We start from the raw sequence: 26999 nt of genomic DNA, 5'->3' as shown, positions 1-26999 counted from the left end.
AGATGTTCGCGAACCGGCGGGACGTATTGATGGGCACGACCGCGGTGGCGCTGTTGTCGGTGGGCGACAAGGCATTCGGCAAGGGGGCGGCGACGCTGCCGACAAGCGCGAAACCCTTGCCGCTCTCAGCGGTGCGCTTGCGCCCATCCGCCTACGCAACCGCGGTCGAGGTCAATCGTACGTACCTGCTGCGGCTGAGCGCGGACCGGTTCCTGCACAATTTCATGGTCTATGCCCGGCTCCCGGCGAAAGCGACGATCTATGGCGGGTGGGAAAGCGACACGATCGCGGGGCATACGCTCGGCCATTATCTGACCGCGCTGGTGCTGATGCACGCGCAGACGGGTGACGCGGAGTGTCGCGCGCGCGCCGATTATATCGTCGCTGAATTGGCGCGCGCGCAGGCGAAGCGTGGCACCGGCTATGTCGGCGCGCTCGGGCGCAAGCGGAAGGACGGGACGATCGTCGACGGGGAGGAGATCTTCCCGGAAGTGATGCGCGGCGAGATCAAGTCGGGCGGGTTCGATCTGAATGGCTCGTGGTCGCCGCTCTATACGGTGCACAAGGTGTTCGCAGGGCTGCTCGACGTGCACGCGGCATGGGGCAACACGCAGGCGCTCACCGTCGCGACGGGCCTCGCGACCTATTTCGCCAAGGTGTTCGCGGCGCTCGACGATGCGCAGATGCAGACCTTGCTCGGGTGCGAATATGGTGGGTTGAACGAGAGCTATGCCGAGTTGTCGGCACGCACCGGCGACAAGACATGGCTGGCCGTGGCGGAACGGCTGTACGATCGCAAGATGCTCGACCCGATGGTCGCGGGCGAGGACAAGCTCGCCAACTTCCACGCGAATACGCAGGTGCCCAAGCTGGTCGGCCTCGCGCGCATTCACGAACTGACCGGCAAGCCCGCGCCTGCGAACGCCGCGCGGTTCTTCTGGAACACCGTCACGCAGCATCACAGCTATGTGATTGGCGGCAATGCCGACCGCGAGTATTTCTCCGCGCCCGACACGATCGCGACGCATATCACCGAGCAGACGTGCGAGCATTGCAACAGCTACAACATGCTCAAGCTCACGCAGCATCTCTATGGCTGGCAACCCGACGGCGCGCTGTTCGACTATTACGAGCGCGCGCATCTGAACCATGTCATGGCGGCGCAGAACCCGAAGACTGCGGGCTTCAGCTACATGACGCCGCTGATGACCGGCACCGCGCGCGACTATTCGACGGCGAAGGACGATGCGTTCTGGTGCTGCGTCGGCAGCGGGATGGAGAGCCATGCCAAGCACGGCGAGGCGATCTTCTGGGAGGGCGAGGGCATGCTGCTCGTCAATCTCTACATCCCCGCCGAGGCGCGGTGGCAGGCGCGCGGCGCGGTGCTGACGCTCGACACGCGCTATCCGTTCGAGCCGGAGTCGCGGCTGACGCTGACGAAACTGGCCAGGCCGGGGCGCTTCCCGATCGCGTTGCGCGTGCCGGGCTGGGCGAACGGCCGCGCGACGGTGACGGTCAACGGCGCGCCGGTCGAGCCCGTGATCGCGAAGGGCTATGCGATCGTCGAGCGCCGGTGGAAGGCGGGCGATATCGTCGCGATCACCGTGCCGCTCGACCTGCGGCTGGAGAGTGCGCCGGGCGACGTCGATACCGTGGCGGTGCTGCGCGGGCCGATGGTGATGGCCGCAGACTTGGGACCGGCCGAGGCGAAATGGGAGCAGGCGGATCCGGCGATGGTCGGTGCGGACCTGCTCGCGGCGTTCACGCCGACGGTCGGCACCGCCGCGACCTATGCGACAAAGGGGATCATCCGCCCGGCGGACCTCAGCTTCGTGCCGTTCTACAGCCAGTATGACCGTCGCAGCGCGGTGTATTTCAAGCGCTTCGGCGAGGCGGCGTGGACGACACAGCAGGCGGCGTTCCTGGCCGATCAGGCGCGGCTGAAGGATCTCGCCGCGCGGTCGGTCGACGTGATGCACCTCGGCGAGATGCAGCCCGAGCGCGATCACGGCCTGACGTCCGAGATATCCTATCCCGAAAGCTATCGCGGGCGGAACGGCCGCGATGCGCGCTCGGGCGGGTATTTCGAATTCGCGATGAAGACCCGGCCCGGGCCCCTGCTGTTGCAGGCGACCTATTGGGGCGACGAACGCGCACGCGATTTCGATATCCTCGTCGACACTGTGAAGGTCGCGACGCAGCATCTCGAGGCGGACCAGCCGGGCAAGTTCTTCGATGTCGAATACCCGCTCCCCGTCGCGCTGACCAAGGGCAAGACGAGCGTGAAGATACGCTTCGTACCGCATGACCGCTCGTCCGCTGGGCCGGTATTCGGGGTGCGGATGGTGGTCGCCAAACCGGGTGCGGCCGCGTGAGCGAAGACGTGCGGATGACGCTCGACGCGGTGCGCACGCTGGCGAGACGCGTGCTGCTCGGCGCAGGCCTGTCGCGCCCGCATGCCGAGGCGGTGGCGGAGACGATGGTCGCGGGCGAGCGCGACGGCTGCGCGAGCCACGGCATCTACCGCTTGCTGGTCGCGGCGAACAGCATCGCCAAGGGCGTCGTCGCGGTCGATGCCGACCCGGTTATGAGCGAGCCCGCACCGGCGCTGGTCCGCGTCGATGGCGGCGGCGGCTTTGCGCAACTCGCGTTCGAGCGTGGCCGCGTGCGGCTGGAGGAGAAGGCGCGCGGCTACGGGATCGCCGCGCTGGCGCTGACCAACGTCGTGCATTTCGCCGCCTTGTGGCCCGAGGTCGAGGCGCTGGCGGAGCGCGGTCTGGTCGCGCTCGCGGTCACGCCGAGCCATGCCTGGGTCGCGCCCGCGGGCGGCACGCAGCCGGTATTTGGGACCAACCCGATCGCGTTCGGCTGGCCACGTCCCGGCGACCATCCGTTCGTGTTCGACTTCGCGACCAGCGCGGTCGCGCGCGGCGAGATCGAACTGCATCGGCGCGCGGGCAGGCCCGTCCCCGGCGACTGGGGCTATGACGCGGACGGCCAGCCGACGACCGACGCGGCGGCGGTGCTGAACGGTGCGATGCGGACGTTCGGCGGGCACAAGGGCTCTGCGCTGGCGGCGATGGTCGAGCTGCTCGCGGGGCCGTTGATCGGCGACATGACCAGCCGCGAGTCGCTCGACGCCGACGCGGCGCGTGGTGGGTCGCCGATCGGCGGCGAGCTGATCGTCGCGATCGATCCTGCCGGGTTCCTCGGCGATGCGGTCGCCGATCACCTCGCGCGCGCCGAGGCGATGTTCGCGGCGATCGAGGGGCAGGGCGCACGCCTGCCGTCGCAACGGCGCTATGCGGCGCGGGCGCGAAGTCTGGCAGAGGGTGTGGTGATACCCGCGGCCTTGTACCGCGACATCATGGCGCTGGTTCCGGGAGAATGACGATGAAGGCGATGATCCTGCTGCTCGCGCTGGGCTCGACCGCGGTGGGCGCGATGCCCGCCAAGCCGCCGCAGACGGCCGCCAGGACGGGGGCCAATGCGCGGTTCAAGGCGCTCTACACGTCGGAATATGCGTGGCGGCAACGCCAGATGGCGCAGGGCGAGGACAATCCGGGCGCGGCGGCGCGCCTGCCCGACGTCGGCCCCGCAGCCCAGGCCAAGCGCCTCGCACGCTGGACCGACGTGTCGCGCCAGCTCGCGGCGATCGCACCCACCAGCCTCTCGTCCGCCAATCGCGTCAACTATGCGGTCTATGCGCAACAGATCGACGCGCTGCTCGCCGAGCAACGCTATCGCGAGTACGAAAAGCCGCTGACCGCGGATACGAGCTTCTGGGGCGATGTCGCCGAGGGCGCGCGCGGCACGTTCAAGTCGGTGAAGGACTATCGCGACTATATCGCGGTGATGCGCCAGATCCCGCGCTATTTCGACCAGCAGACGGGCAACATGCGCGCCGGGCTCGCGCGCGGTTTCACGCCCGCGCGCGTGACGCTGACTGGCCGCGACATCGGCGTCGCGCAGGTCGCCGAGGCGAAGACGCCGCAGGACTCGCCCTTCTACGAACCGTTCAAGACCTTCCCGTCAACGATCCCGGCGGCGGATCAGGCCGCGCTGCGCGCGGAAGGGACGGCGGCGATCGCGCAGGCGGTCGTGCCCGCCTATGCGACGCTGCTGAAATTCCTCCGCACCGACTATATTCCGCATGCCCGCGAGGGGCTGGCTGCGTACGACCTTCCCGACGGCAAGGCCTATTACCAGTCGAAGATCCGCGAATACACCACGCAGAACCTCACGCCCGACCAGATCCACGCGCTCGGCCTCGCCGAGATCGCCAAGATCCGCGGGCGGATGGACGGCGTGATGCGCAGCGTGAAGTTCGACGGCGACCTGCAGGCGTTCTTCAACCACCTGCGCACCGATCCGCAATTCTATCCCAAGACGCCCAACGACCTGCTCTACCGCGCGGCGTGGATCGCCAAGACGTTCGACGGCAAGGCCTCGCAATGGTTCGGGCATCTGCCGCGCAGCCGGTTCGCGATTCGGCCGGTGCCCGCGGACATCGCGCCCTTCTACACCGGCGGGCGCGGGGGCCCGGGCATCTATCTGGTCAACACCTACGCGCTGCCGTCGCGGCCCTTTTATTCGCAGGTCGCGCTGACACTGCACGAGAGCGCGCCGGGCCACGCGTTCCAGATGCCGCTCGCCGCGGAGAACACGGCGCTACCCGCGTTCCGGCGCGACACCTATCTGTCGGTCTATGGCGAGGGATGGGCGCTCTATTGCGAGACGCTCGGCGAGGACATGGGAATGTACGAGACGCCGTACGACCTGTTCGGGATGCTGAGCTACCAGGCGTGGCGCGCCGCGCGGCTGGTGGTCGATACCGGCATCCACGCCAAGGGCTGGAGCCGGGCGCAGGCGCAGGCCTATCTGCACGACAACACCGCGCTGTCGGACCACGAGATCGAGACCGAGGTCGATCGCTACATCGCGTGGCCGGGGCAGGCGCTGTCCTATTACATGGGCCAGATCGCGTTCCAGACCGCGCGGAAGAAGGCGCAGACCGCGCTGGGGGCGAAGTTCAACATCCGCGCGTTCCACGACGCGATGCTCGCGATGGGATCGGTCCCCGTACCGGTGATCGAGGCGCGCACCGACCAGCTGATCGCGGCAGGCGGCAGGGGGCCCTATCCCGACGAGGAGTGAGGGCGGGGGTGTGCTTATACCCCCGTCATCCCAGCGAAGGCTGGAATCCAGAGCCAAGCAAAGCCTGCGTCCGTGGCTCTGAATCCTGGGTCGAGCCCAGGATGACGGAAACTGCCTAGCCGAACGGTCGGTCGATCGAGGGTTGCGGCTCGGTGAACCAGGCCGCGCCGGTGTCAGTGACGTGGAAATGATCCTCCAGGCGTATCCCGAAGCGGTCCGGAACCACGATCATCGGCTCGTTCGAAAAGCACATGCCGGACGCGAGCGCCGTCCGGTCGCCACGCACGAGATAGGCGGGCTCATGGATCGACAAACCAATGCCGTGCCCGGTGCGATGCGGCAGCCCGGGCAGGCGGTAGTCGGGCCCAAGTCCCGCCTTCTCCAGCACCGCCCGCGCGGCGGCATCGATCGCTTCGCAGGGCACGCCCGGCTGCACCGCGTCGAACGCCGCAGCCTGCGCCTCGTGCTCGATATCCCAGATCGCGCGCGCCTCGTCGCCGACCTCGCCGAACGCATAGGTCCGCGTGATGTCGGAATGATAGCCCTCGACCTGGCAGCCGGTGTCGATCAGCACGAGCTGATCCTCCTCCAAGAGCTGGTCGCCGGGCAGGCCATGCGGGAAGGCGGTCGCGCGGCCGAACTGCACCGCGCAGAAATACGAGCCCGACGACCCGATCGCGCGATGCGCATCGTCGATGAAGCGGATGACGGCGCTGGCGGCGATGCCGGGTTGAAGGATCCGCGCGGCGCGGCGCTGGACGTCGAGCGTCATCGCCTTGGCCTGGCGCAGCAAGGCGAGCTCGGCCGGGCTCTTGATCATCCGGCACGCGTCGATCACCGCCGCGCCATCGCCGAGATCGAGCCCGGTCGCGGCAAGCGCGCTCGCCATCCCGTAAGGCAGCTGCGGATCGAGCAGCAGCCGACCGCGCACGGCATCGGCAACCAGCGCATAGGGGCTCTCATCCTCTTCCCAGAGGCGCAGCTCGGCCTCGATCTCGACCGCAGCCTCGAGCGAGCCCTGTTCAAAGCGCGGACAGACCAGGATCGGCTGGCCCTTCACCGGCAGCAGCAGCGCGACCAGCCGCTCGGTCGCGCCCCACGGAATCCCGGCGAAATAGCGCAGGCTCGCCCCCGCACCGATCAGCAGCGCATCCGCACCCGCCGCCTCGACCAGCGCGCGCGCCTTGTCGAGCCGCGCCATCCGCTCGGCCAGCGCGATGCGCGGCGCCGGCGTCGCCCAGGGGGCGATGGTCGCCAGTTCGTCGGCTATCGAAGATCCGCCGATGGTCATGCGCGAGGTCCTTTTTTAGCGAAGCGGTCGAGGTCGAACGGCGCGAGCGACACCGCCGGGGCCGTCCCCGCCACCAGTGCCGCGACCAGCTGTGCGGTCACCGGCGCCAACGTCAGCCCGAGATGCTGGTGGCCAAAGGCATAGACGAGGTTGGCGCTTCTGGTCGAGCGGCCGATCGCGGGAAGGTAATCGGGCAGCGTCGGCCGCGCCCCCATCCAGCGTTCGAACGGCCCCTCGATCGGCAGCCCGAGCGTGCGGACATGGTGTTCGAGCCGCGCCCATTTGCGCGGATCGGGCGGCGCGTCGGGATCGCCGAGCTCGACGAAGCTGGCCGCCTGCACGCAGTCGGCATAGCGCGTGACGATCATCGCATGATCCTCGAACACCAAAGGCGGCAGGTCAGCGGGCCAGCCATCGGCGCGCGCGCGGATATGATAGCCGCGCTCGGCGATCATCGGCACGCGGTAGCCGAGCGGTTCGAGCAGCGCGCGCGATCGCACCCCGGCCGTCACCAGCACAAGGTCGACGTCGTGCTCCGCGATCCCGGTCCGCCCGGCGTCGTCCGTCAGCCGCGCCGCCTCCCGCACGATCCGGCCGCCGCGGGCCGAGACGGCAGCCTCGAGCGTGGTCGCAAGCCTGCGGAGATCGACGATCTGCCCGCTGCCCGTGAACCGGATCGCCCCCCCGACCGGATCGGCAAGGAAGCCGAGCCGCCGCAACAAGGCGGGTTCCGCATCGACGATCCGCGCCGTCCCGATCGCGCTCCGCGACCAGCGTCTGCGGCCGGCCTGCGCCTGCGCGGGCGTGTCCCAGATCACGACATGGCCATCCGCGCGCACCAGGTCGGGCGCGCCGATCGTCTCGACCAGATCGCGCCAGGCAGGCATCGCCCCCGCCAGCAGCGGAGTCAGCGCCGCGGTTCCCGCCGCGAACCGCGCCGGCGTCGACGCGGCGATCAGTCGGACGGCGAAGGGAAGCCACCGCGCCGCCATCGACGGCGGCAAGGCGAGCGCACCGCCCGCGCTGAACAGCCGTGCTGGCACCGAACGCAGCGCGGCAGGCGAGGCGAGCGGTTCGACCTGCTCGACCGCGATATGCCCCGCATTGCCCCAGGATGCGGCGTTGTAATCGCCATCGGGTTCGAACACACTCACGTCATGCCCGCGATCGAGCAGCGCGACCGCACAGCACAAGCCGACCACGCCGCCGCCGACTACACCGATCGCGCGCCTGTTCGCCGTCACGTCATTCTCCTGTTGCACCGCGTCAGTCGCTTTCGTATACGGTATATATATTGAAACGCAGGAAGGTCGATACCCAATGTCTGTCGAATGGAAAGGCGTATTTCCGGCCGTAACGACGCAGATCCGCGAGGATATGAGCGTCGATCTTGCCGATACCCAACGCGTCGTCGACGACCTGATCCGCGACGGCGTGACCGGGGTAATCGCGCTCGGCACGGTCGGCGAGAACAACTCGTTCGATTATGATGAGAAGGTCGCGGTGCTGACCGCGATCGTCGAGGCGGTTGCCGGGCGCGTCCCCGTCATCACCGGCGTCTCCGAATATGATACGCGCCGCGCGGTGCGCTATGCGCAGGCCGCGGAAAAGGTCGGCGCGGACGGCCTGATGCTGTTGCCGCCGATGGTCTATGTGCCCAAGCCGCATGAGCTGGTGGCGCATTTCAAGGGCGTGGCCGAGCAGGTCGGCCTGCCGATCATGCTCTATAACAACCCGCCCGCCTATCGCACGCTGATCGACAACGACGTGCTCGCCGCGCTGGTCGACGTCGCGAACATCGTCGCGGTCAAGGAGTCGGCGCCCGACACGCGGCGGTTCACCGACGTGAAGACCGCGTTCGGCGACCGTTACGTGCTGTTCGCCGGGCTCGACGACGTCGCGCTCGAGGGGCTGTATCTGGGCGCGCAGGGCTGGGTGTCGGGCCTCACCAACGCATTCCCGCGGGAATCGGTCGAGCTGGTCAACGCGTTCGCGCGCGGCGATCATGCCAAGGCGATGGAGATCTATCGCTGGTTCATGCCGCTGCTCCACCTCGATGCCGAGCATGACCTGGTCCAGTCGATCAAGCTCGCCGAACAGGTCATGGGTCGCGGCTCCGAACGCGTCCTGCCGCCGCGCTATCCGCTGATCGGCGCCCGCCGCGCCGAGGTGATCGCGATGGTCGAGCACGCAGCCGCAACGCGCCCGGTGCTCTCGAACTGATGCGCCACACCTTCTTCTGCATCGACGGCCACACCGCCGGCAACCCGGTCCGCCTCGTCGCGGGCGGGGCGCCGTTGCTGAAGGGCGCGTCGATGTCGGAGCGGCGGCAGGACTTCCTCACGCGGTTCGACTGGATCCGCACCGGGCTCTGCTTCGAACCGCGCGGGCACGACATGATGTCGGGCGGGTTCCTCTACCCGCCGACGCGCGACGATACCGATATCGGCATCCTGTTCATCGAGACGAGCGGATGCCTGCCGATGTGCGGGCACGGCACGATCGGCATGGTGACGTTCGGGCTCGAGCACGGGCTGATCCAGCCCGCGCTTCCCGGCCGGTTGCGGATCGAGGTGCCCGCGGGCGTGATCGACGTCGCCTATGAGACCGAGGGCGCGAAGGTGACGGCGGTCCGCATCACCAACGTCCCCGCCTATGTCGCCGCGCGCGATATCCGCGTGGACGTCGAGGGGATCGGGCCGCTCGGCATCGACGTCGCCTATGGCGGCAATTACTACGCGATCGTCGAGCCGCAGGGCCGGTACACCGGACTCGACGACCTCGGCGCGGCCGAGATCATCGCGCTCAGCGGCCGCGTTCGCGAGGCGGTGCGCGCGCAGTTCGAGCCCGTCCATCCGCTCGATCCGACGATCCGCGGCGTCAGCCACGTGTTGTGGGCCGATGTCCCGCGCGGTGACGGCGCCGATGGCCGAAACGCCGTCTTCTACGGCGACAAGGCGATCGACCGCAGCCCGTGCGGCACCGGCACCTCCGCTCGGCTCGCGCATCTGGCCGATCAGGGCCGCTTGTCGGTCGGCGACCGGTTCGTCCACGAAAGCTATATCGGCAGCCGCTTCATCGGCCGCGTCGAGGCCGAGACCGCGCTCGGCGACACCCCCGCGATCATCCCGTCGATCGAGGGATCGGCGGTCGCAACCGGGTTCAATACGATCTGGATCGACCGCGAGGATCGTTTCTGGGAGGGGTTCCAAGTTTCGTGAACCGTTTTCCATGAATATTGGGCTATGCTGGCGCTGCACTTCTGCCCCCGGAGCCTTCTTCCTATGAGTATCGTCGTCCGCACGCTGTCCGAACAGGTGTTCGAGATCGTCCGCGAACAGATCGTCACGGGCAAGCTCGCGGGTCATACCGCGATCCGCCAGGATGCGCTGGCGACCGAACTGGGGGTCAGCAAGATCCCGCTGCGCGAGGCACTTGCGCGGCTCGAGCAGGAGGGCCTGCTGACCAGCCACGCCAATCGCGGCTATTCGGTCCAGCCGATGTCGGCGGACGAGGCGGACGACATCTTTGCGCTCCGCCTCAGCATCGAACCGCAGGCGGCGGCCTACGCCTCGACCGTCGCCAACGACTCGGATCGCGCGATCGCCATCCTCGCGTTCGAGGAACTCGACAGCGCGGCGTGCGAACGCCTCGCCGAGGTCGCGATCCGCAACCGCGTGTTCCACACCGCGCTCGTCCGGCCGGGCCGGCGCCTGCTGACGACGCAGATGGTCGAGCGGCTGGCGATCCTCGCCGAGCGCTACGTCGTCGCGCATCTGCGGCCCGCGGGGCGCGAGGACCGCGCGCATCTCGAGCATCGCCAGCTGCTCGACGCGTGGCTCGCGCGCGACGACGATCGCATGCTGACGCTGCTGACCAGCCATATTCAATCGACGCTGACCGATCTGCGCGCGCAGTTCGACGCAGTCCGAGACTAGGGAGCATAACCGGGGATGGGCATGTTTGGACCGCGTAAATCGTTCGAAGCGTCTGCCCATGGCCAGGACCACAGCTTGGCGAAAACGCTGAGCTGGCCGCATCTGATCGCGCTCGGGGTGGGGGCGATCGTCGGCACCGGGATCTACACTTTGGTGGGCGTCGGCGCGGAGCGCGCGGGGCCGGGCGTGATCCTCGCCTTCGTGATCTGCGGCGTGATCTGCGCGTGCGCCGCGCTCGCCTATACCGAACTCGCGACGCTGATCCCCGCCGCGGGCAGCGCGTACACGTTCAGCTACACCGCGCTCGGCGAGACCGTCGCCTGGGTGGTCGGCTGGAGCCTGATCCTCGAATATTCGCTGGCATGCTCGACCGTCGCGGTCGGCTGGTCGGGCTATCTGGTCGGCTGGATCGAGGCGGCGGGGGTGCATTTGCCGCATGCGCTGCTGGTCGGGCCGCATGGCGGCGGCCTCGTCAACATGCCCGCGGTGCTGGTCTCGCTTGGCGTCATGGGGATGCTGATCCTCGGCACGCGGCAGAGCGCGACTCTGAACATCGTCCTCGTGCTGATCAAGCTGGTCGCGCTGACGATCTTCGTGGTCTACGCAGCCCCCGCGTTCAAGGCGGACAATCTCCACCCGTTCATGCCCTACGGCTTCGGCTCGACCGAGCTCGGCGGGCACAAGCGCGGCGTGATGGCGGCGGCGGCGATCGTCTTCTTCGCCTTTTACGGCTTCGACGCGGTCGCGACCTCGGCGGAGGAAACCAAGAATCCCAAGCGCGACCTGACGATCGGGATCGTCGGCTCGATGCTGGTGTGCACCGTGATCTACATGGCGGTCGCGGTCAGCGCGATCGGCGCGCTGCCGTTCACGCAGCTCGCCAATTCGCCCGAGCCGCTCGCGCTGGTGCTGCGCCAGCTGAGCCAGCCCTTCGCCGCGCAGCTTATCGCGCTGGCCGCAGTGATCGCGCTGCCCTCGGTGATCCTGGTGATGATGTACGGGCAGAGCCGCATCTTCTTCGTGATGGCGCGCGATGGCCTGCTCCCGCGCGGTCTCGCCAAGGTCAGCAAGCGGACCGGATCGCCGACGCTCATCACGCTGCTCACCGGTCTGTCGATCGCCGCGGTCGCGGGGTTCTTCCGCCTCGACGAGATCGCCGAACTCGCCAATGCGGGGACGCTGATCGCGTTCATCTCGGTCGGGATCTGCCTGATGGTCCTGCGTCGCACCGCAGCCCATCTGCCCCGACTGTTCCGCTGCCCCGCGGCCTATGTCGTCGGCACCGTGACCGTCGTCGGCTGCCTGTACCTGCTGGCGAGCCTGCCGTCCTCGACGCTCGCCCGCTTCGTGATCTGGAACGCCGCCGGGCTCGCGCTCTACTTCGCCTATGGCCGGCGCAAGAGCGACGTCGGCAACCCGGTGGCCCGCACGGCGTGACGCGTCACCGTTTCTTGCGGCACGCGTCCGAGCAATAAATCACGCTATCCCAGTCGCGCGCCCATTTCTTGCGCCAGGTAAACGGGCGCTCGCACGCCGGACACACCTTGGTCGGCAGGTTCTGCTTGGCGACACCGTTGGGCATCAGCGGGCCTGCGCGTCGAGGAACGCCGCGACATCGGTGAGGTCGACGGTCTTGTCGAGATAGGTCCCGCCGATTCCGCGCGCGAGCAGGAAGGGCAGCGTCCCCGCCGCCATCTTCTTGTCGTGCCGCATATGATCGACGAGCCGCGCGCCGCTCGCGTCGACCCCCGCCGCCGCCAGCCCGTCGGGCAGCCCCGCGTCGCGCCAATGCGCCGCAACGCGCTGCGCGTCCTCGTCCGAACACAGACCCTGCGCCGCCGAAAAACCGAACGCCAGCGAACAGCCCGCCGCCACGCCCTCGCCATGGATCAGCGCCTGCGAGAACCCGGTCTCCGCCTCGAGCGCATGCCCGAACGTGTGGCCGAGGTTGAGCAAGGCCCGCGTCCCATTGGTCTCGTGCTCGTCCGCCGCGACGATCCGCGCCTTCGCCGAAACGCTGTGCGCGATCGCATATTCGCGCAAGCCCAGGTCGCCCGCGAGCAACGCCGCGCCATTGGCCTCGCACCATTCGAAGAAGGCGATATCGTCGATCAGCCCGTATTTCACGACCTCGGCATAGCCCGCGCGCAACTCGCGGATCGGCAGCGTGTCGAGCACCTTCGGGTCGATCAGCACCATCGCGGGCTGATGGAACGCGCCGATCAGGTTCTTGCCCGCGCGCGTATTGATCGCGGTCTTGCCGCCGACCGAGCTGTCGACCTGCGCGAGCAGGCTCGTCGGGATCTGCACGAACTGGCACCCACGCTTGAGGATCGCGCAGGCGAACCCCACGAGATCGCCGATCACGCCGCCGCCCAGCGCGACGACATGATCGCCACGCTCGATCCCGAGTTCGAGCAGCCGGTCGCACAGCATCTCAAGCGTCGGCCAGCTCTTGCTGCCCTCGCCGGGCGCCAGCACGATCGCCTCGGACTCGAGCCCCGCCGCCGCCAGCGAAGCCTGGAGCGTCGCCAGATGCATCGTCAGGTTCGCATCGCTGACGATCGCTATGCGCCGGCCCTTTGCCAGCGGCGCGACGAATTCGCCCGCGCGGCCAAGCAGTCCTGCCGCGATATGGATCGGGTAGGTCCGCGCGCCCAGTTCGACGGTAATGGTCTTCATCGGCCTAACGCTCTCAGGATTGCAGCGACGGTCGCTTCGTGCGGCGTCTTGTTGCTGACGATATGGATATGCGCCTGCGCGTAGATCGGGTTGCGGACGCGCGCCAGTTCGGCGAGCACCTTGCCCGGATCGCGGTTGCGCAGCAGCGGGCGGGTGTCACGCCGCCCGACACGCTCGACGAGGATGTCGGGATGCGCGCTCAGCCACACCGACACCGCGTCGCGCAGGATCAGCGCGCGCGTGTCGTCGTTGATGAACGCGCCGCCACCCGTCGCGATGATCTTGGGCGTACCGTCGATCAGCCTCGCGATCACGCGGCGTTCGCCGTCGCGGAAATATTCCTCGCCATATTTGGCGAAGATCTCGGCGACGGTCATCCCCGACGCCGCCTCGATCTCGTGATCGGCATCGACGAACGGCAGGTTCATGCGCAGCGCGAGGCGGCGGCCGACGGTGGTCTTGCCGACGCCCATCAGCCCGACGAGCACGATCGGGCGATCGATCGGGGCAGCGCGGCGACTGCCGGCAGGGCCGCCTGGAGGCCCACCTGAAGGGTTGTGGCTTTGCAACATCGTGAGCCGCGCTATACAGCGGCACCGCGCAAGGGCAAAAGCTCTTGGCGCCTGTTTGTCCACTACAAGGTTACGTCGCATGTCCCGTTTCATCGTCTCGGTCGTCGTCGTTCTTGTGGTCGTGGTCGGCGGCCTGTTCCTGCTGGCCGGCCGCGCGACCGAGCGTCCGCAGAGCCGCGTCGAGAAGGCCGTGACGCTTGCGAACCTCTCTTAAGGCGACACTGGCGGCGGCGGTTGCCGCCGGGGCTCTCGTCGCGCTGGCACCGGCGATCGGGCAGGATCGCCCCGAATCGATCCTGCCGCCCGGGTTCGGCGATCCGACCCCGGCGCCCGCGCCGCGGCCGGCGCCACCTGCGGGCACGCCCACGCGGCCATCCGGCACGCCGCAGCCGACCGTCCCGCAGCCGGCGCCCGCCGCGCCGTCACCCGGCGCGATGATCCAGCCGCTGCCGCCGACGACGCCGACCGGCATTCCCCCGGTGGCGCCCGCCGCGACGCCCGCGGCCATCGATCCCGCCGTGCTCGCGCGGTACGAGATGCCCGAATCGGCACGGCGCTCGCTCGCGACGGTCGGGCCGGTGGCATCGCGTGAGGGTGGGCTGGAGACCGACGCGTTCGGCGAGGCCGACGGCCATTATGTCGAGACGCTGATGCGTCGGCTGACCGCGCCCTTGCCGTCGCGCTGGATGTCGATCCTGCTGCGCCGCGCGCTGGTATCGCGCGTCGATACGCCTGCGCGCATCAACGGCGCGGACTTTGCGGCGGAACGCGCCTGGCTGTTGCTGCGGATGGGCGAATCGGTCGCCGCGCGCGCGGTCACGCAGAGCGTCGACACCGACAACTACACGCCCAAGCTGTACCAGGTCGCGATGAACACGGCGCTGGCGACGGGCGATCCCGCGGGCTTCTGCCCGCTCGTCCCCGGCGCGATGCGTCTTGCACCGGCGCGTGGCTGGACGATGGCGCAGGCGATGTGCGCTGGCCTCTCGGGCAACCCAGCGCAGGCGACCCCGCTGATCGCGACCGCCAAGCGCCGCAACGTCGCGAGCGGCGTCGACATGCTGCTCGCGCAGAAAGTCGTGGGGGCGGGGGCGCAAGGCCGCCAAGCGGTGACGATCGAATGGGACGGCATCGACCAACTCACTGCGTGGCGGTTCGGGCTTGCGATGGCGACCGGCGTCGCGGTGCCCGACGCGCTCTATGCGAGCGCGGGGCCGCAGGTGCGATACTGGCAGGCGCTGTCGCCGTCGGTGCCGCTGGCGGCCCGGCTCGCGCCCGCCGAATCAGCGGCGGGGCAGGGGGTGCTCTCCAGCGCCGCGCTGGTCGATCTCTACGCCGCCGCCTCGACCGACGACGATACGCAAAGCATTGCGGCCGCGGCCGCCAACGATCTGCGCACCGCTTATGCCGATCGCAGTTTCGAGACGCGGCTGAACGCCCTGCGCCAGCTCTGGGGCAGCGCGGACACGCGGCCGTCCTATGCGCGGCTCGTACTCACCGCACGCGCGGCGGCACGGATGAACCCGGCGCTGGCCAAGGCCGAGGCGGATCATCTTGTTGCGTCGATGCTGTCGGCGGGGCTCGACCGCACCGCCGCACGCTGGCTCGGCACCGTACCCGCGGGCGGCGACGCCTGGGCGATGATCATGCTCAGCGATCCCGATGCGCATCGCCGGCTGACCTATGCCGACCTCGCCTCCTATTCGGGCGGCGAAGGCGATTCGGCGCTCAAGCAGCGGATGTTGTTCGCGGGGCTCGCCGGGCTCGGGCGGCTCAACACGGGGGATATCGAGCGTGCCGCCCAGTCGCTGGGCGTACCGATCGGCGCGGACAATGCCTGGACGCGCGCGCTCGATCGTGCCGCGCGCGCCGGCCAGTCGGGTACGGTCGTGGTCCTCGCGGCGATCGGCATGCAGGCCGCCGGCTGGAAGGATATCCCGCCCGAGGCGCTGTACCGGATCGTCGGCGCGTTGCGGGCCGTCGGGCTCGACGGCGAAGCACGGATGATCGCCGCCGAGGCGATTGCACGGGCGTGACCCGCGCTACCGACCGTGCGCTGATCGACCGGTTCCTGGAGATGATGGCGGCGGAGGCGGGGGCGGCAGCGAACACGCTCGCCGCCTATCGCAGCGATCTGATGCTCGCGTCGCAGGCGCTCGAAGGCGGCTTGGTCGACGCGGATGCCGCCGCGCTCGCGACCGTGTCGGGCGGGTGGTCCGCGCTCTCGCGCGCGACCGTTGGCCGAAAGTCCGCGTCACTCCGTCGCTTCTTCGCGTTCCTCGCCGAAGAGGGGCACCGCGCCGACGATCCCGGCAAGGCGCTGCCCAGGCCCGGCCCCGCTCGGGCGCTACCAAAGGTGCTGAGCCACGCCGATATCGACCGGTTGTTCGCCGCGATCGCCGAGCGTGCCGCGCGCGATCCGCTCGACCCCAACGACCTTCGGCTCTCCGCGCTGTTCGAGCTCCTCTACGGTTCCGGCCTGCGCGCGACCGAGCTCGTCAGCCTGCCGCGCAACGCGGTCCACCCCGATCGCCCGTTCCTGATCCTGCGCGGCAAGGGCGGACGCGAGCGGATGGTGCCGATCTCCGACCGTGCGCGCGCCGCGGTGGCGCTCTGGCGCACCCATGTTGCCGCGGACCGTCTCTGGCTGTTCCCCTCGGGCAAGGGCCACCTCTCGCGCATCCGCCTGTACCAGATCGTCAAGGCGCTCGCCGCCGAGGCGGGGATCCCGCCCGACCGGGTCAGCCCCCACGTCCTGCGCCATGCGTTCGCGACTCACCTGCTCGCAGGGGGCGCCGATCTGCGTGCGCTGCAATCGATGCTCGGCCACGCCGATATCGCCACCACCGAGATCTATACGCATGTCGATTCGAGCCGCCTGGTCGAGCTCGTCAACACGCGTCACCCGCTGGCGGATATGCCGCCGCGTTGACGCGGACGGCGCCGCACCGTAACCGCCGCGGATGCCAAGCTTCCTCGACTTCGAGAAACCGATCGCCGAACTTCAGGGCCGGATCGACGAACTCCGCGACACCGCTGCCGAAGGCAGCGTCGACCTGGCCGCGGATATCGCGCGTCTCCAGGCCAAATCCGACAAGCTGCTGAAGGATACCTTCGCGCGGCTGACGCCGTGGCAGAAGGCGCAGGTCGCGCGCCATCCCGAGCGTCCGCACTTCAAGGACTATGTTGCCGCGCTGTTCGACGAGTTCGTCCCGCTCGCCGGCGACCGCGCATTCGGCGACGATCAGGCGATCCTCGGCGGCTTCGCGACGTTCCGCGGGCGCAAGATCATGGTGCTCGGCCATGAGAAGGGCGACGATACCGCGAGCCGCCTCCGCCACAATTTCGGCATGGGCAAGCCCGAGGGCTATCGCAAGGCGATCCGCCTCGTCGAACTCGCCAACCGATTCGGCCTGCCGATCGTGACGCTCGTCGACACCTCGGGCGCGTTCCCAGGGATTCAGGCCGAGGAGCGCGGCCAGGCCGAGGCGATCGCGCGCTCGACCGAGGCCTGCCTCAACGCGGGCGTGCCGATCGTCGCGGCGATCGTCGGCGAGGGCGGTTCGGGCGGCGCGGTCGCGCTCGCCGCGGGGAACCGGGTGCTGATGTTCGAACACGCGATCTATTCGGTCATCAGCCCCGAGGGCTGCGCCTCGATTCTGTGGCGCACCGCCGACAAGGCCCCCGAGGCCGCCGAAGCGATGCGGATCACCGCGCAGGACCTGAAAGCGTTCGGCGTCATCGACGATATCGTCGCCGAACCACTCGGCGGCGCGCACCGCGACCGTGCGTTGGCGATCGAATCGCTCGGCAATGCGCTGGCGTCGGCGCTCGCCGACCTCGTCGCGCTTGCGCCTGCCGATCTGCGCAAGGATCGCCAGGCCAAGTTCCTGAAGATGGGTAGGCTCTAACCGCGCATCGACCCGCGTCGGAGCACAAGAAAAGGGCGGCGGAACCGGAGTTCCGCCGCCCTTCTTCGTAGCGCATCGTGCTGGCGGGAGACTCGTCGCCGACTCGCCCGCCCGCTCAGCGGCTTACGTGGTCGAGCTGTTGAGCTTGGTCGAGACGTTGTTGAACGTCTTGTTCAGGCTGTTGCCCAGGCCCTGCATCGCAGCGATGGCGGCGACGGCGATCAGCGCGGCGATCAGGCCGTACTCGATTGCGGTTGCGCCCTTGTTGTTCTTGAAAAACTTGCGGATCGTCTTCATTCCGGTCTCCATCGTTGGATTGCTTCAGTGTCACCCGGCTGGACCGGACGGGCCGGATCAGCACAGACACGATTAGAAGTGGTGGGTTGAGAAAGGCTTAAGGTCGGCAGTTTTCGTCGAGCGATGTACAAAACCACCGCGCGCGGTCAGCGTGCCCCGGCGACCTTCGTATCGACCTTGCCCCACATGCCCGTCGTCGAATCGGCGAGCGCGGTCAGGCCGGCGATCATCGCGATGACGATGAACGCCAGGATCAGGCCATATTCGATCGCGGTCGCGCCGCGGGTGGTGCGCAGGGCACGCAGCAGCGTCCGGCCGGCGATCGTGGCTAGGGAAACGACAGACTTCATAAGCCCCAGTGTACGCAAAGGAAAATTAAGGAATGACCAACGATCGGCCCGTTTCGGGCGTGTCGTCCTTGTTGCCCGTCGTCGCCGCGGCGATGGTCGATCTCGAGGGGCGCGTGCTGCTCCAGCAGCGGCCCGAGGGGAAGTCGCTCGCCGGGCTCTGGGAGTTTCCCGGTGGCAAGGTCGAGCCCGGCGAGACCCCCGAGGCCGCGCTGATCCGGGAGCTGGAAGAGGAACTCGGCATCGCGGTGCCGCACGCCTGCTTGGCGCCCGCGGCCTTCGCCAGCGCACCGCTTGGCGACCGTCATCTTGTCCTGCTTCTATACATCACCCGAAAATGGACCGGCGTCCCCCGCGCGCTCGAGGCGACGGCACTCCGCTGGGTGCGGCCGAGCGAGATGCACGCGCTGCCGATGCCGCCCGCGGATCGCCCGTTGATCGGTCTGCTCGACGCGCTGATCTGACCAAACCGCGTACGGAAACGGGACGGTTTCCGCTCGGCGGCGCCGCATACTTCGCGTTCGAAAATATGCACTTGATCTGGTGTCGGCGGTGTCGCAAAGCAGCGTTTCCGGCGTGCGTCCCCAAGACCGCACGCAGGCGTTGGACCGCGGCTCGCGCGAGTTATTCCCTTTTCTCGAGCGAGCCGTTTCCGGTCTTGCTGCCGTCCGACGCGCCGCGATCATGTACGGTCTCTGGCGCCTGAGCGCGGCGCAGTCTCTCGACCGTCGTTCCGATGATGTAGCGATTGGAGGCCCGACCGGGAATCGAACCCGGGTGCGAGGATTTGCAGTCCTCTACGTCACCACTCCGCCATCGGGCCTCGATGCGGACGGCGCAAATGCTTCCTTTTGTCCGCGCGGTCAACCGCGACGTGCAACGCTGCGCGAATTATCCTTGTCCGGCACGTTGCAGGGGAGTCCGGGCGTGCAGCCTGACGCACTCCAAACGGGGTGTCTGGGAGGTGCCAAAAGCCACCCATGTCCCATTTTGGGCGACGCGGCCGGCATTCGCTGCTAGGAATCATCGCAGAGGTAGTGCCGTGGTCTTCCGCATGCGCCCTCGACGTCCCGCCCGCGACATCTTCGGTGTCACACGGGCGGGCGGGGCGTCTACACCGCAAAATCGGTCCATCTCGTACCCGCCGTGCACAACTCCGGCTTGGCGCGGCCGATGCCGCACGATACACATCGACGCGACAACTAGTGTATTGCATGGCTAAAACAGTTGTGCGACAGGATGGGTTATGACGACGATGAGCCTCGAGACCGAGACCCCTGCTTTGGCCCCCGCCGCGGCATTCGATACGATGCGTCACGCGATGGTCGCGAGCCAGCTTCGCACCAATGCGGTCAGCGACCAGCGCGTCGTCGCGGCGATGGCGCGCGTGCCCCGCGAGACGTTCATGCCAGAGGGCGTCCGGTCGATCGCCTATCGCGACGCCGCGATCCCGCTGGGTGGCGGTCGCTACGCCAATCTGCCGATGGCGACCGGCCGGTTGCTGACCGAGGCCTATCTCACCCCTACCGATCGCGTTCTGCTGATCGGTGCCGCGTCGGGCTATACCGCCGCCGTGCTCAGCGAGATCGTCGGTTCGGTGGTCGCGGTCGAAAGCGATCCCGCGTTGCTCGCCACCGCGCGCGCTGCGCTCGCCGGGGTTGGCAATGTCGAGATCGTCGCCGCGCCGCTGAACGAAGGGCACGCTGCCGGCGCGCCCTATGACGTGCTGATCGTCGACGGCGCGATCGAGGCGATTCCCGATGCGCTGATCGCGCAGGTCCGCTCGGGCGGCCGCGTCGTGTCCGGAATCGCCGAGCATGGGCTGACTCGTCTGGCGTCGGGCCGAAAGACCGATGGCGGGTTCGCGCTGGCGGCGTTCGTCGATGTCGAATGCGTCGTGCTTCCAGGTTTCGACACCCCCAAACCCTTCAGGTTCTAAGCCTTATGATCACGCGCACCGCTCGAATCCGCTGCTTGCTCGCAAGTGTTGCGCTGATCTATAACGCTGCACCAGTCGGTGCGGAGACGCTGCGTGAGGCGCTGGTCAAGGCGTACACGACCAACCCGATCATCACCGGCCAGCGCGCAACGTTGCGCGCGACCGACGAGAATGTCCCGATCGCGCGCGCCTCGGGGCTGCCCTCGGCCAATGTGACGGGCGACTATACCGAATATGTCGTGACCGCGGCGAACAGCTTCATCGCGCTGCCGCGCCAGGCGGTGGCGCGCACCAACGTGTCGGTGCCGCTCTATCAGGGCGGACAGGTCCGCAATTCCGTCGCCGCCGCCAAGACCAGGGTCGAGGCGGGCCGCGCGACGCTGCGCGGGACCGAAGCGGATTTGTTCACCAACGTCGTCGCCGCCTATATGGACGTGATCCGCGACGAGGCGATCGTCGGCCTGAACACGCAGAACGTCCGCGTGCTCGACGTCAATCTGCAGGCGAGCCGCGACCGGTTCCAGGTCGGCGACCTGACCCGCACCGACGTCGCGCAGTCGGAGGCGCGCCTCGCACTCGCCCGCGCACAGCTCCAGTCCGCCGAGGCGCAGCTGATCTCGAGCCGGGAAAACTATATCCGCTATGTCGGCACGCCCGCCGGCACGCTCGAAACGCCCCCGACGCTCCCGCATCTTCCGGACAGCCCCGCCTCGGCGGTGACCGTCGCGATCGAGAACAACCCGGTCCTCATCGCCGCAGCGAAGGAGCGCGATGCGACCCGCTATGATGTCGGGGTCGCCCGCGCGAGCCGCCTGCCGCAGGTCAGCGCGACCGGTTCGGCCAGCTATACCAACTATCTCGGTTCGGCCTCGACGACGGACGGCAGCGTCAACACGTTTCCCAACGCCAACAAGGCGGTGCAGGCGGGCCTCTCGCTGACGCTGCCGCTGTTCCAGGGCGGTCGCCCCGCCGCGCAGGTCCGCCAGGCCGAAGCCTTTCAGAGCCGCGCGATCGAGAACGTCACCGCGACCGAACGCAACGTGATCTCGCAGGCGCGCTCCGCCTTCGCCGTCTGGCAGTCGTCGGAACAGGTGATCCAGTCGTCCGAAACTGCGGTCAACGCCAACAAGCTGAGCCTCGAAGGCGTCCGTGCCGAGAACAGCGTGGGCACGCGAACCATCCTCGACATCCTCAACGCCGAGCAGGAACTGCTCAACAGCCAAGTGACGCTCGTCACCGCGCGGCGCGACGCGTATGTTGCCGGGTTCGCGTTGCTCGCGGCGATGGGGCAGGCCGAGGCGCGCGACCTGGGGCTCGACGGCGGGGTACTCTACGATCCGGTCGCCAACTATCAGCGCGTCCACCACAAGATCTGGGACTTCGGCGGCCATGGCGAGCCGGTGCCGGTCGGCACGCGGACCGTCCAATCGCCTGCGCAGGATGCGCACGTCCAGCCGCAACGCGATCCGTTGCTCGATACGCCAGTTGACAGGAACCCCGCCTTAACCACAGGTAAGAACGCGCCGAGCCGCCAATAGGGGTGTTGCGCGGCTACGGGGTTTGGGATGGTCCGGATGGGGGACGTGAACGGCGAGCCGTCGATGGAGGAGATTCTGTCGTCGATCAAACGCATCATCGCGGAGGAGGGCGACACGCCCGGCCGTTCGCGGCGTCCCGCGCGGACGAACGCGGCGCCTGCCGATCGCGATTCGGCCTATCATGAGCCCGCCTATCGCGACGCCGCCTATCTCGACGACGAGATCGACGACGATGAAGTTCTCGAATTGAGCGATCCCATGCCGATGGTCGACCGTACGCCCCGCCCGCCGAAATCCCCGGTCCTGACCTCGGTCGATGCCGCGCCCGAACCACGCCAGGCAGCGCCCAAGCCGCAGCCCCAGTCGCACGCGCAGCAGCCGCCGCACGCTGCGCCGGAGCCCACGTCCGAATCGATCGTCTCGCGCGAGACCGCCGCGGCAACGCGCGCGCCGCTCGAGGCGTTGACCCGGATGATGATCAAGCCCGACACCAACAGCGACGGCACGCTCGAGGGGCTCGTGCGCGAAATGTTGCGGCCGATGCTGCGCGAGTGGATCGACGCGAACCTGCCCAACATGGTCGAGGACATGGTCGCGCGCGAAATCGCCAAGATCATGAACCAGCAGCCTTAACCCCGGCGCACCCCGGCGGAACCAGCACGGTTCCGCCGGGGTTACGCTCTCCATGTCTGATCCGAGCGCGCAGCAACCAGTGGCCGGGATGGACCCGGCTGAAGCCCCCATACAGGGCGGGGAGTGGCGCGGCTCGAACGAAGCCATCGTCCCGGCTAAGGCGGGCAGCGATATCTTCTTTGCGGCGGTGAAGACCACGCGGATGCCGATGGTCGTCACCGACCCGCATCGCCCCGACAACCCGATCATCTTCTGCAACGAGGCGTTCTCGTTCATGACGGGCTACTCGCAGGACGAGATTCTCGGCTATAACTGCCGCTTCCTGCAGGGTCCCGAGACCGACCAGACCGCGATCGACGAGGTTCGCGCCGCCATCGCCAAGCGCGAGGAAGTCGCGGTCGAGGTCCTCAACTATCGCAAGAACGGCTCGACCTTCTGGAACGCGCTGTTCGTGTCGCCGGTGTTCGGCGACGATGGCGAACTCCGCTATTTCTTCGCCAGCCAGCTCGATATTTCCCGTCGCCGTGAGGCCGAGGAAGCGCTGCACGAGGCGCAGCGTATGGAAGCAGTCGGCAAGCTGACCGGCGGCATCGCGCATGATTTCAACAATCTGCTGCAAGTCATCCAGGGCTATGCGGACATTCTCGATGCACGGATCGGCCCCGACGACCGGTCGGCGCGACGTGCGGTCGATGCCATTTCCACCTCCGCGGCACGCGCGGCGACGCTGACGCAGCAACTGCTGGCATTTGCGCGCAAGCAGGAACTGCGCGACCGGCTGATGAACCTGAACCAGCTCGTCGGCGATTTCCGGCCGATCCTCGAACGCAGCGTAGGCGCCGGGATCACGCTGAAACGCGATCTTTCGTCCGACCTGTGGAATTGCCGCGTCGACCCCGTCCAGACCGAGATGGCGCTGCTCAACATCATCGCCAACGCGCGCGATGCGACCGGCGGTGCGGGCACCGTCACGATCACCACGCGCAACGCGGTGCTGCCCGAGGATGCCAGCGTCGCCAAGCTCGAACCCGGCGAATATGTCGTCGCCACGATACGCGACGATGGTCCCGGGATCGATCCGACGGTCGTCGAGAAGATCTTCGAACCCTTCTATACGACCAAGGAGATGGGGAAGGGCGCCGGGCTCGGCCTCGCTATGGTCTATGGTTTCATGCGCCAGTCGGGTGGGATCGCCACCGTCCAGAACGTGCCCGGCGGCGGTGCCGCGTTCTCGCTCTATTTCCCGCGCGCGAGCGGCGCGGTCGAGCGCAAGCCCACAGGCCCGGTCGCACCGCGCGCGGGCGGTGCCGAACGCGTGCTCATGGTCGAGGACCAGATCGAGGTCGGCGAGCTCGGCAAGACCATCCTCGAGGATCTCGGCTACGAAGTCGTGCTGGTCGACAGCGCGCGCGCCGCACTCGACACGCTGCACGGTGATTCGGATTTCCGGCTGTTGTTCACCGACATACTGATGCCCGGCGGCATGAACGGCGTCGCGCTCGCGCAGGCGGTGCGGCGCGACTATCCGCACACCGCGGTGCTGCTGACGACCGGGTTCGCGGACGAGGCGATCGACGCCGGCAGCCGCTCGTTCGAGCTGATCCGCAAGCCCTATCGCCGCAACGAACTCAACGAACGGATTCGCGCGGTGCTCGACAAGCCCGGCGCGCGGACGTGACGCTGGCCTAGCCCGGACGCGCTCGCTAAGGCTTCCGCCATGAGCGAGCTTCCCAAAACCTTCGACCCCGCCTCCATCGAATCGCGCTGGTATGCGCATTGGGAGGCCAGCGGCCAGTTCCGCCCCGACCGCCCGAATGCGGAGCCGTGGACGATCGTCAATCCGCCGCCCAACGTCACGGGCAGCCTGCATATCGGCCATGCGCTCGACAACACGTTGCAGGACATCCTCACGCGCCACGCCCGCCTGAAGGGCAAGGACGCGCTCTGGGTGGTCGGCACCGATCACGCCGGCATCGCGACGCAGATGGTCGTCGAGCGCCAGATGGGCGCGATGTCCCCGCCGCAGAAGCGCACCGACCACTCGCGCGAGGACTTCATCGCCAAGGTCTGGGCGTGGAAGGAAGAGAGCGGCGGCGAGATCACGCAGCAGCTCCGCCGGCTCGGCTGCTCGATGGACTGGGCGAACGAACGCTTCACGATGGACGAGGGCTTTTCGAAGGCCGTCCTCAAAGTGTTCGTCGACCTCCACAGGCAGGGGCTGCTCTACCGCGACAAGCGCCTCGTGAACTGGGATCCGGGTCTCGGCACCGCGATTAGCGACCTTGAGGTCGAGACGCGCGAGATCAAGGGGAGCTTCTGGCACCTGCGCTATCCGCTCGCCGACGGATCGGGCTTCATCGAGGTCGCGACGACGCGGCCCGAGACGATGCTCGCCGACATGGCGGTCGCGGTGAACGGCGCGGACGAACGCTACACTGCGCTAATCGGCAAGCAGGTGAAGCTGCCGATCACCGGACGGCTGATCTCGATCATCGCCGACGACCATGCCGATCCGGAATTGGGCTCGGGCGCGGTGAAGATCACGCCGGGGCACGACTTCAACGACTTCGAGGTTGGCAAGCGCGCCGGCATGGCCGCGGGCGCGATGCTCAACATGCTCGATGCGAAGGCGCGTGTTGTGCAGGTGTCCGACGGGCTGATCCCCGCCGACCTGCTCGGGCTGACGACCGCGGAGGCTCGCAAGGCCGTCGTCGCGCAGCTGAAGGCCGAGGGCTTCCTCATCGCGCACGTCGACAAGGAGGGCGTCGAGCACGACGCCGAGCCGCGCACGATCCAGACGCCGTACGGCGATCGCTCGGGCGTGGTGATCGAGCCGTGGCTGACCGACCAATGGTATGTCGACGCCAAGACGCTCGCGCAGCCCGCGATCGAGGCGGTGCGCGTCGGCGCGATCGATATCGTGCCAAAGACCTGGGAGAAGACGTTCTTCAACTGGATGGAGAACATCCAGCCCTGGTGCGTCTCGCGCCAGCTGTGGTGGGGACACCAGATCCCGGCCTGGTTCGGGCCGGACGGCACGCCGTACGTCGCCGAGACGGAGGCCGAAGCGCAGGCGCTGGCCGGCGCAGGCGTGGCGCTGGTTCGCGATCCGGACGTGCTCGACACATGGTTCTCGTCGGCGCTCTGGCCCTTCGCGACCATGGGCTGGCCCGATGAATCCGATCCGACGCTCGGCGGGCGCTACCCCAACGATGTCCTCATCTCTGGTTTCGACATCCTGTTCTTCTGGAACGCGCGGATGATGATGCAGGGGCTGCACTTCATGAAGGACGTGCCGTTCCGCACGCTCTACCTGCACGGCCTCGTCCGCGCGGCGGACGGCGCGAAGATGTCCAAGTCGAAGGGCAATGTCGTCAACCCGCTTGGGCTGATCGACCAATATGGCGCCGATGCGCTGCGCTTCTTCATGGCGGCGATGGAGAGCCAGGGCCGCGACATCAAGATGGATGAGAAGCGCGTCGAGGGCTATCGCAACTTCGCGACCAAGCTGTGGAACGCGGCGCGGTTCGCGCAGGCCAACGGCATCGTCGCGAGCACCACGCTCGAAGCCCCGCGTGCCGAGCTCGCGGTCAACAAGTGGATCATCGCCGAGACGATCGCGACCGTGCAGACGGTCGACCTCGCGCTCGCCGATTACCGCTTCGATGGCGCCGCCAACGCGATCTACCAGTTTGCGTGGAGCCGGTTCTGCGACTGGTATCTCGAACTCATCAAGCCGCAGATGGTCGGCGACGAGCGCGGCCAGATCGACGACGAATCGAAGGCGGTCGCGGGCTGGGTCCTCGACCAGATCCTCGTCCTGCTCCACCCGTTCATGCCGTTCATCACCGAAGAGCTGTGGCACGCGATGGCCGATCCCGCCCACCCGCGCGAGCACGACCTGATTGTCGCGCAATGGCCAATGGCGGATGCGCGCTCGCTCGATCCCGAGGCGAGCAGGGAGGTCGACTGGCTGATCCGGCTGGTTCAGGAAATCCGCACCGCGCGCAACGAGCTGAACGTGCCACCGGGCGTGCGTCTGCCGCTGCACGTCCGTGACGCCAACGCGGCGACTCTGGCGCGGCTCGAACGCCAGGCGCCCGCGCTCGCACGGCTCGCACGGCTCGCGCGCGTGACGCATGCCGAGGGTGAAGTAACCGGCGGCGCGGCGCAGGTCGTGGTCGACGAAGCGACCTTCGTCCTGCCGCTCGAGGGTGTGATCGACCTCGACTCCGAACGCGCGCGTCTGACCAAGGCGATCGCGGCGGCGGAGAAGGAGCGCGACGCGCTGTCGGGCCGGCTGGGTAATGCGAGCTTCGTCGAGCGCGCCAAGCCCGAAGCGGTAGAAAAGGCCAAGGCCGACCACGCCGACAAGGCCGCCGAAGCCGCGCGGCTACAGGCGGCGCTGGGCCGCCTCGGCTGACCCTGCTCCCCTCCCGCTCGCGGGAGGGGTTGGGGGAGGGGCGTGCCTCAAAAGCCGGACGCCAGTACGTACGTCGCACCCGCCCCTGACCCCTCCCGCGAGCGGGAGGGGAATGCGCATCCGGCCAAATCCCGTCACGCCAGCGAACGCTGAGGTGACCGTTGAGAGTGGTAGACTGGCTCGGCAGAGTTCATCCGACCGCCTCCTTGTTCTCCCGCGGAGGCGGGAGCCCAGTCTGGGTCCCCGCCTTCGCGGGGAAACATGGAACGCT

General features: G+C 68.2%; 24 protein-coding genes and 1 tRNA gene. 17 read left to right on the top strand and 8 right to left on the bottom strand.

The annotated features are described in order from the left end of the window. Window positions 1–2 precede the first annotated feature (2 nt). The 3 genes from ASE79_RS18675 to ASE79_RS18665 are packed head-to-tail and all read left to right on the top strand — an operon-like array spanning window position 3 to window position 5157. Window positions 3–2375 (top strand): glycoside hydrolase family 127 protein, encoded by a 2373-nt coding sequence (locus ASE79_RS18675; protein WP_056420265.1) that lies wholly within the window; start codon window positions 3–5, stop codon window positions 2373–2375. Between the two features lie 14 nt (window positions 2376–2389). Beyond that, window positions 2390–3391: an Ldh family oxidoreductase gene (locus ASE79_RS18670; protein ID WP_056420578.1), complete on the top strand. Its 1002-nt coding sequence runs from the start codon at window positions 2390–2392 to the stop codon at window positions 3389–3391. Window positions 3392–3393: 2 nt separating this feature from the next. Then, complete coding sequence (locus ASE79_RS18665; protein ID WP_321163348.1) at window positions 3394–5157, top strand: DUF885 domain-containing protein; 1764 nt, start codon at window positions 3394–3396, stop codon at window positions 5155–5157. A 115-nt stretch (window positions 5158–5272) separates the two neighbouring features. On the opposite strand, the gene ASE79_RS18660 is transcribed toward ASE79_RS18665, so the two are convergent. After that, entirely contained in the window at window positions 5273–6448 is a 1176-nt protein-coding gene (locus tag ASE79_RS18660; protein ID WP_056420259.1) for a M24 family metallopeptidase, read from the bottom strand. Then, on the bottom strand, window positions 6445–7692 hold the full coding sequence (locus ASE79_RS18655) for an NAD(P)/FAD-dependent oxidoreductase (RefSeq protein ID WP_056420575.1): 1248 nt from the start codon (window positions 7690–7692) through the stop codon (window positions 6445–6447). Before ASE79_RS18655 ends, ASE79_RS18660 begins: the two co-directional genes overlap by 4 nt. Window positions 7693–7768: 76 nt before the next feature. Between ASE79_RS18655 and ASE79_RS18650 the strand changes: the two genes are divergently transcribed. The 4 genes from ASE79_RS18650 (at window position 7769) to ASE79_RS18635 (ending at window position 11823) form a co-directional block, all read left to right on the top strand. Further along, window positions 7769–8671: a dihydrodipicolinate synthase family protein gene (locus ASE79_RS18650; RefSeq protein ID WP_056420256.1), complete on the top strand. Its 903-nt coding sequence runs from the start codon at window positions 7769–7771 to the stop codon at window positions 8669–8671. Beyond that, window positions 8671–9669: a 4-hydroxyproline epimerase gene (locus ASE79_RS18645; protein WP_056420253.1), complete on the top strand. Its 999-nt coding sequence runs from the start codon at window positions 8671–8673 to the stop codon at window positions 9667–9669. The genes ASE79_RS18650 and ASE79_RS18645 overlap by 1 nt, the downstream gene beginning before the upstream one ends. A gap of 63 nt (window positions 9670–9732) precedes the next feature. Continuing rightward, on the top strand, window positions 9733–10386 hold the full coding sequence (locus ASE79_RS18640) for a GntR family transcriptional regulator (RefSeq protein ID WP_056420250.1): 654 nt from the start codon (window positions 9733–9735) through the stop codon (window positions 10384–10386). A 15-nt stretch (window positions 10387–10401) separates the two neighbouring features. Continuing rightward, window positions 10402–11823: an amino acid permease gene (locus tag ASE79_RS18635; RefSeq protein ID WP_056420247.1), complete on the top strand. Its 1422-nt coding sequence runs from the start codon at window positions 10402–10404 to the stop codon at window positions 11821–11823. Between the two features lie 4 nt (window positions 11824–11827). Here the strand turns inward: ASE79_RS18635 and ASE79_RS20560 are convergent, their stop codons facing one another. From ASE79_RS20560 to ASE79_RS18625, 3 genes are read right to left on the bottom strand one after another with little or no spacing between them, the layout of a single operon-like run. Beyond that, a complete protein-coding gene (locus tag ASE79_RS20560; protein ID WP_082444318.1) occupies window positions 11828–11968 on the bottom strand; it encodes a DUF2256 domain-containing protein in 141 nt (46 codons plus the stop codon). Beyond that, on the bottom strand, window positions 11968–13068 hold the full coding sequence (gene aroB, locus ASE79_RS18630; protein WP_056420245.1) for a 3-dehydroquinate synthase: 1101 nt from the start codon (window positions 13066–13068) through the stop codon (window positions 11968–11970). Before aroB ends, ASE79_RS20560 begins: the two co-directional genes overlap by 1 nt. Then, entirely contained in the window at window positions 13065–13640 is a 576-nt protein-coding gene (locus tag ASE79_RS18625) for a shikimate kinase (protein ID WP_082445440.1), read from the bottom strand. Before ASE79_RS18625 ends, aroB begins: the two co-directional genes overlap by 4 nt. Before the next feature lie 79 nt (window positions 13641–13719). Between ASE79_RS18625 and ASE79_RS21920 the strand changes: the two genes are divergently transcribed. Genes ASE79_RS21920 through ASE79_RS18610 form a run of 4 tightly spaced genes read left to right on the top strand, consistent with a single transcriptional unit; the run spans window position 13720 to window position 17551 of the window. Next, window positions 13720–13854: a hypothetical protein gene (locus tag ASE79_RS21920; RefSeq protein ID WP_267904487.1), complete on the top strand. Its 135-nt coding sequence runs from the start codon at window positions 13720–13722 to the stop codon at window positions 13852–13854. Continuing rightward, entirely contained in the window at window positions 13838–15676 is a 1839-nt protein-coding gene (locus ASE79_RS18620) for a hypothetical protein (RefSeq protein WP_056420241.1), read from the top strand. Before ASE79_RS21920 ends, ASE79_RS18620 begins: the two co-directional genes overlap by 17 nt. Beyond that, window positions 15673–16572, top strand: a complete 900-nt coding sequence (locus tag ASE79_RS18615) for a tyrosine-type recombinase/integrase (protein WP_267904488.1) — start codon at window positions 15673–15675, stop codon at window positions 16570–16572. The genes ASE79_RS18620 and ASE79_RS18615 overlap by 4 nt, the downstream gene beginning before the upstream one ends. 31 nt (window positions 16573–16603) lie before the next feature. Further along, entirely contained in the window at window positions 16604–17551 is a 948-nt protein-coding gene (locus tag ASE79_RS18610) for an acetyl-CoA carboxylase carboxyltransferase subunit alpha (protein WP_056420238.1), read from the top strand. Window positions 17552–17674: 123 nt separating this feature from the next. Here ASE79_RS18610 and ASE79_RS18605 read toward each other — a convergent pair whose 3' ends face one another. After that, the gene (locus ASE79_RS18605; protein WP_056420235.1) at window positions 17675–17848 is read right to left on the bottom strand and encodes a Flp family type IVb pilin; all 174 of its coding nucleotides are present in this window, start codon (window positions 17846–17848) and stop codon (window positions 17675–17677) included. A gap of 146 nt (window positions 17849–17994) precedes the next feature. After that, window positions 17995–18198: a Flp family type IVb pilin gene (locus ASE79_RS18600; protein WP_056420233.1), complete on the bottom strand. Its 204-nt coding sequence runs from the start codon at window positions 18196–18198 to the stop codon at window positions 17995–17997. 32 nt (window positions 18199–18230) lie between these two features. On the opposite strand from ASE79_RS18600, the gene ASE79_RS18595 reads away from it, so the two are divergent. Beyond that, on the top strand, window positions 18231–18659 hold the full coding sequence (locus ASE79_RS18595) for a (deoxy)nucleoside triphosphate pyrophosphohydrolase (protein WP_056420229.1): 429 nt from the start codon (window positions 18231–18233) through the stop codon (window positions 18657–18659). Window positions 18660–18944: 285 nt separating this feature from the next. Here the strand turns inward: ASE79_RS18595 and ASE79_RS18590 are convergent. Next, window positions 18945–19018: transfer RNA gene (locus ASE79_RS18590), tRNA-Cys, on the bottom strand. 432 nt (window positions 19019–19450) lie between these two features. On the opposite strand from ASE79_RS18590, the gene ASE79_RS18585 reads away from it, so the two are divergent. Genes ASE79_RS18585 through ASE79_RS18565 form a run of 5 tightly spaced genes read left to right on the top strand, consistent with a single transcriptional unit; the run spans window position 19451 to window position 26728 of the window. Then, window positions 19451–20134 (top strand): protein-L-isoaspartate O-methyltransferase family protein, encoded by a 684-nt coding sequence (locus ASE79_RS18585; RefSeq protein WP_056420567.1) that lies wholly within the window; start codon window positions 19451–19453, stop codon window positions 20132–20134. 5 nt (window positions 20135–20139) lie between these two features. After that, entirely contained in the window at window positions 20140–21672 is a 1533-nt protein-coding gene (locus ASE79_RS18580; protein ID WP_056420226.1) for a TolC family outer membrane protein, read from the top strand. Window positions 21673–21708: 36 nt separating this feature from the next. Next, the gene (locus tag ASE79_RS18575) at window positions 21709–22305 is read left to right on the top strand and encodes a DUF2497 domain-containing protein (RefSeq protein ID WP_056420564.1); all 597 of its coding nucleotides are present in this window, start codon (window positions 21709–21711) and stop codon (window positions 22303–22305) included. Window positions 22306–22357: 52 nt separating this feature from the next. After that, complete coding sequence (locus ASE79_RS18570) at window positions 22358–23983, top strand: histidine kinase famiy protein (protein ID WP_235517055.1); 1626 nt, start codon at window positions 22358–22360, stop codon at window positions 23981–23983. Between the two features lie 39 nt (window positions 23984–24022). Further along, window positions 24023–26728 (top strand): valine--tRNA ligase, encoded by a 2706-nt coding sequence (locus ASE79_RS18565; RefSeq protein WP_056420222.1) that lies wholly within the window; start codon window positions 24023–24025, stop codon window positions 26726–26728. Window positions 26729–26999 lie beyond the last annotated feature (271 nt).

Source organism: Sphingomonas sp. Leaf28 (assembly GCF_001421685.1).
In the GTDB taxonomy this organism is placed as follows: Bacteria; Pseudomonadota; Alphaproteobacteria; order Sphingomonadales; family Sphingomonadaceae; genus Sphingomonas; species Sphingomonas aurantiaca.
Note: the sequence above shows the minus strand (reverse complement) of the source record. Positions and strands in the feature narration are given on the sequence as shown.

Coding starts and splice junctions, on each gene's coding strand:
- ASE79_RS18675 (WP_056420265.1), top strand. CDS start 3: ATGTTCGCGAACCGGCGGGACGTATTGATGGGCACGACCGCGGTGGCG.
- ASE79_RS18605 (WP_056420235.1), bottom strand. CDS start 17,848: ATGAAGACGATCCGCAAGTTTTTCAAGAACAACAAGGGCGCAACCGCA.
- ASE79_RS18610 (WP_056420238.1), top strand. CDS start 16,604: ATGCCAAGCTTCCTCGACTTCGAGAAACCGATCGCCGAACTTCAGGGC.
- ASE79_RS18580 (WP_056420226.1), top strand. CDS start 20,140: ATGATCACGCGCACCGCTCGAATCCGCTGCTTGCTCGCAAGTGTTGCG.
- ASE79_RS18595 (WP_056420229.1), top strand. CDS start 18,231: ATGACCAACGATCGGCCCGTTTCGGGCGTGTCGTCCTTGTTGCCCGTC.
- ASE79_RS18635 (WP_056420247.1), top strand. CDS start 10,402: ATGGGCATGTTTGGACCGCGTAAATCGTTCGAAGCGTCTGCCCATGGC.
- ASE79_RS21920 (WP_267904487.1), top strand. CDS start 13,720: ATGTCCCGTTTCATCGTCTCGGTCGTCGTCGTTCTTGTGGTCGTGGTC.
- ASE79_RS18670 (WP_056420578.1), top strand. CDS start 2,390: ATGACGCTCGACGCGGTGCGCACGCTGGCGAGACGCGTGCTGCTCGGC.
- ASE79_RS18665 (WP_321163348.1), top strand. CDS start 3,394: ATGAAGGCGATGATCCTGCTGCTCGCGCTGGGCTCGACCGCGGTGGGC.
- ASE79_RS18645 (WP_056420253.1), top strand. CDS start 8,671: ATGCGCCACACCTTCTTCTGCATCGACGGCCACACCGCCGGCAACCCG.
- ASE79_RS18600 (WP_056420233.1), bottom strand. CDS start 18,198: ATGAAGTCTGTCGTTTCCCTAGCCACGATCGCCGGCCGGACGCTGCTG.
- ASE79_RS18625 (WP_082445440.1), bottom strand. CDS start 13,640: ATGTTGCAAAGCCACAACCCTTCAGGTGGGCCTCCAGGCGGCCCTGCC.
- aroB (WP_056420245.1), bottom strand. CDS start 13,068: ATGAAGACCATTACCGTCGAACTGGGCGCGCGGACCTACCCGATCCAT.
- ASE79_RS18640 (WP_056420250.1), top strand. CDS start 9,733: ATGAGTATCGTCGTCCGCACGCTGTCCGAACAGGTGTTCGAGATCGTC.
- ASE79_RS18575 (WP_056420564.1), top strand. CDS start 21,709: ATGGGGGACGTGAACGGCGAGCCGTCGATGGAGGAGATTCTGTCGTCG.
- ASE79_RS20560 (WP_082444318.1), bottom strand. CDS start 11,968: ATGCCCAACGGTGTCGCCAAGCAGAACCTGCCGACCAAGGTGTGTCCG.
- ASE79_RS18585 (WP_056420567.1), top strand. CDS start 19,451: ATGAGCCTCGAGACCGAGACCCCTGCTTTGGCCCCCGCCGCGGCATTC.
- ASE79_RS18570 (WP_235517055.1), top strand. CDS start 22,358: ATGTCTGATCCGAGCGCGCAGCAACCAGTGGCCGGGATGGACCCGGCT.
- ASE79_RS18650 (WP_056420256.1), top strand. CDS start 7,769: ATGTCTGTCGAATGGAAAGGCGTATTTCCGGCCGTAACGACGCAGATC.
- ASE79_RS18660 (WP_056420259.1), bottom strand. CDS start 6,448: ATGACCATCGGCGGATCTTCGATAGCCGACGAACTGGCGACCATCGCC.
- ASE79_RS18565 (WP_056420222.1), top strand. CDS start 24,023: ATGAGCGAGCTTCCCAAAACCTTCGACCCCGCCTCCATCGAATCGCGC.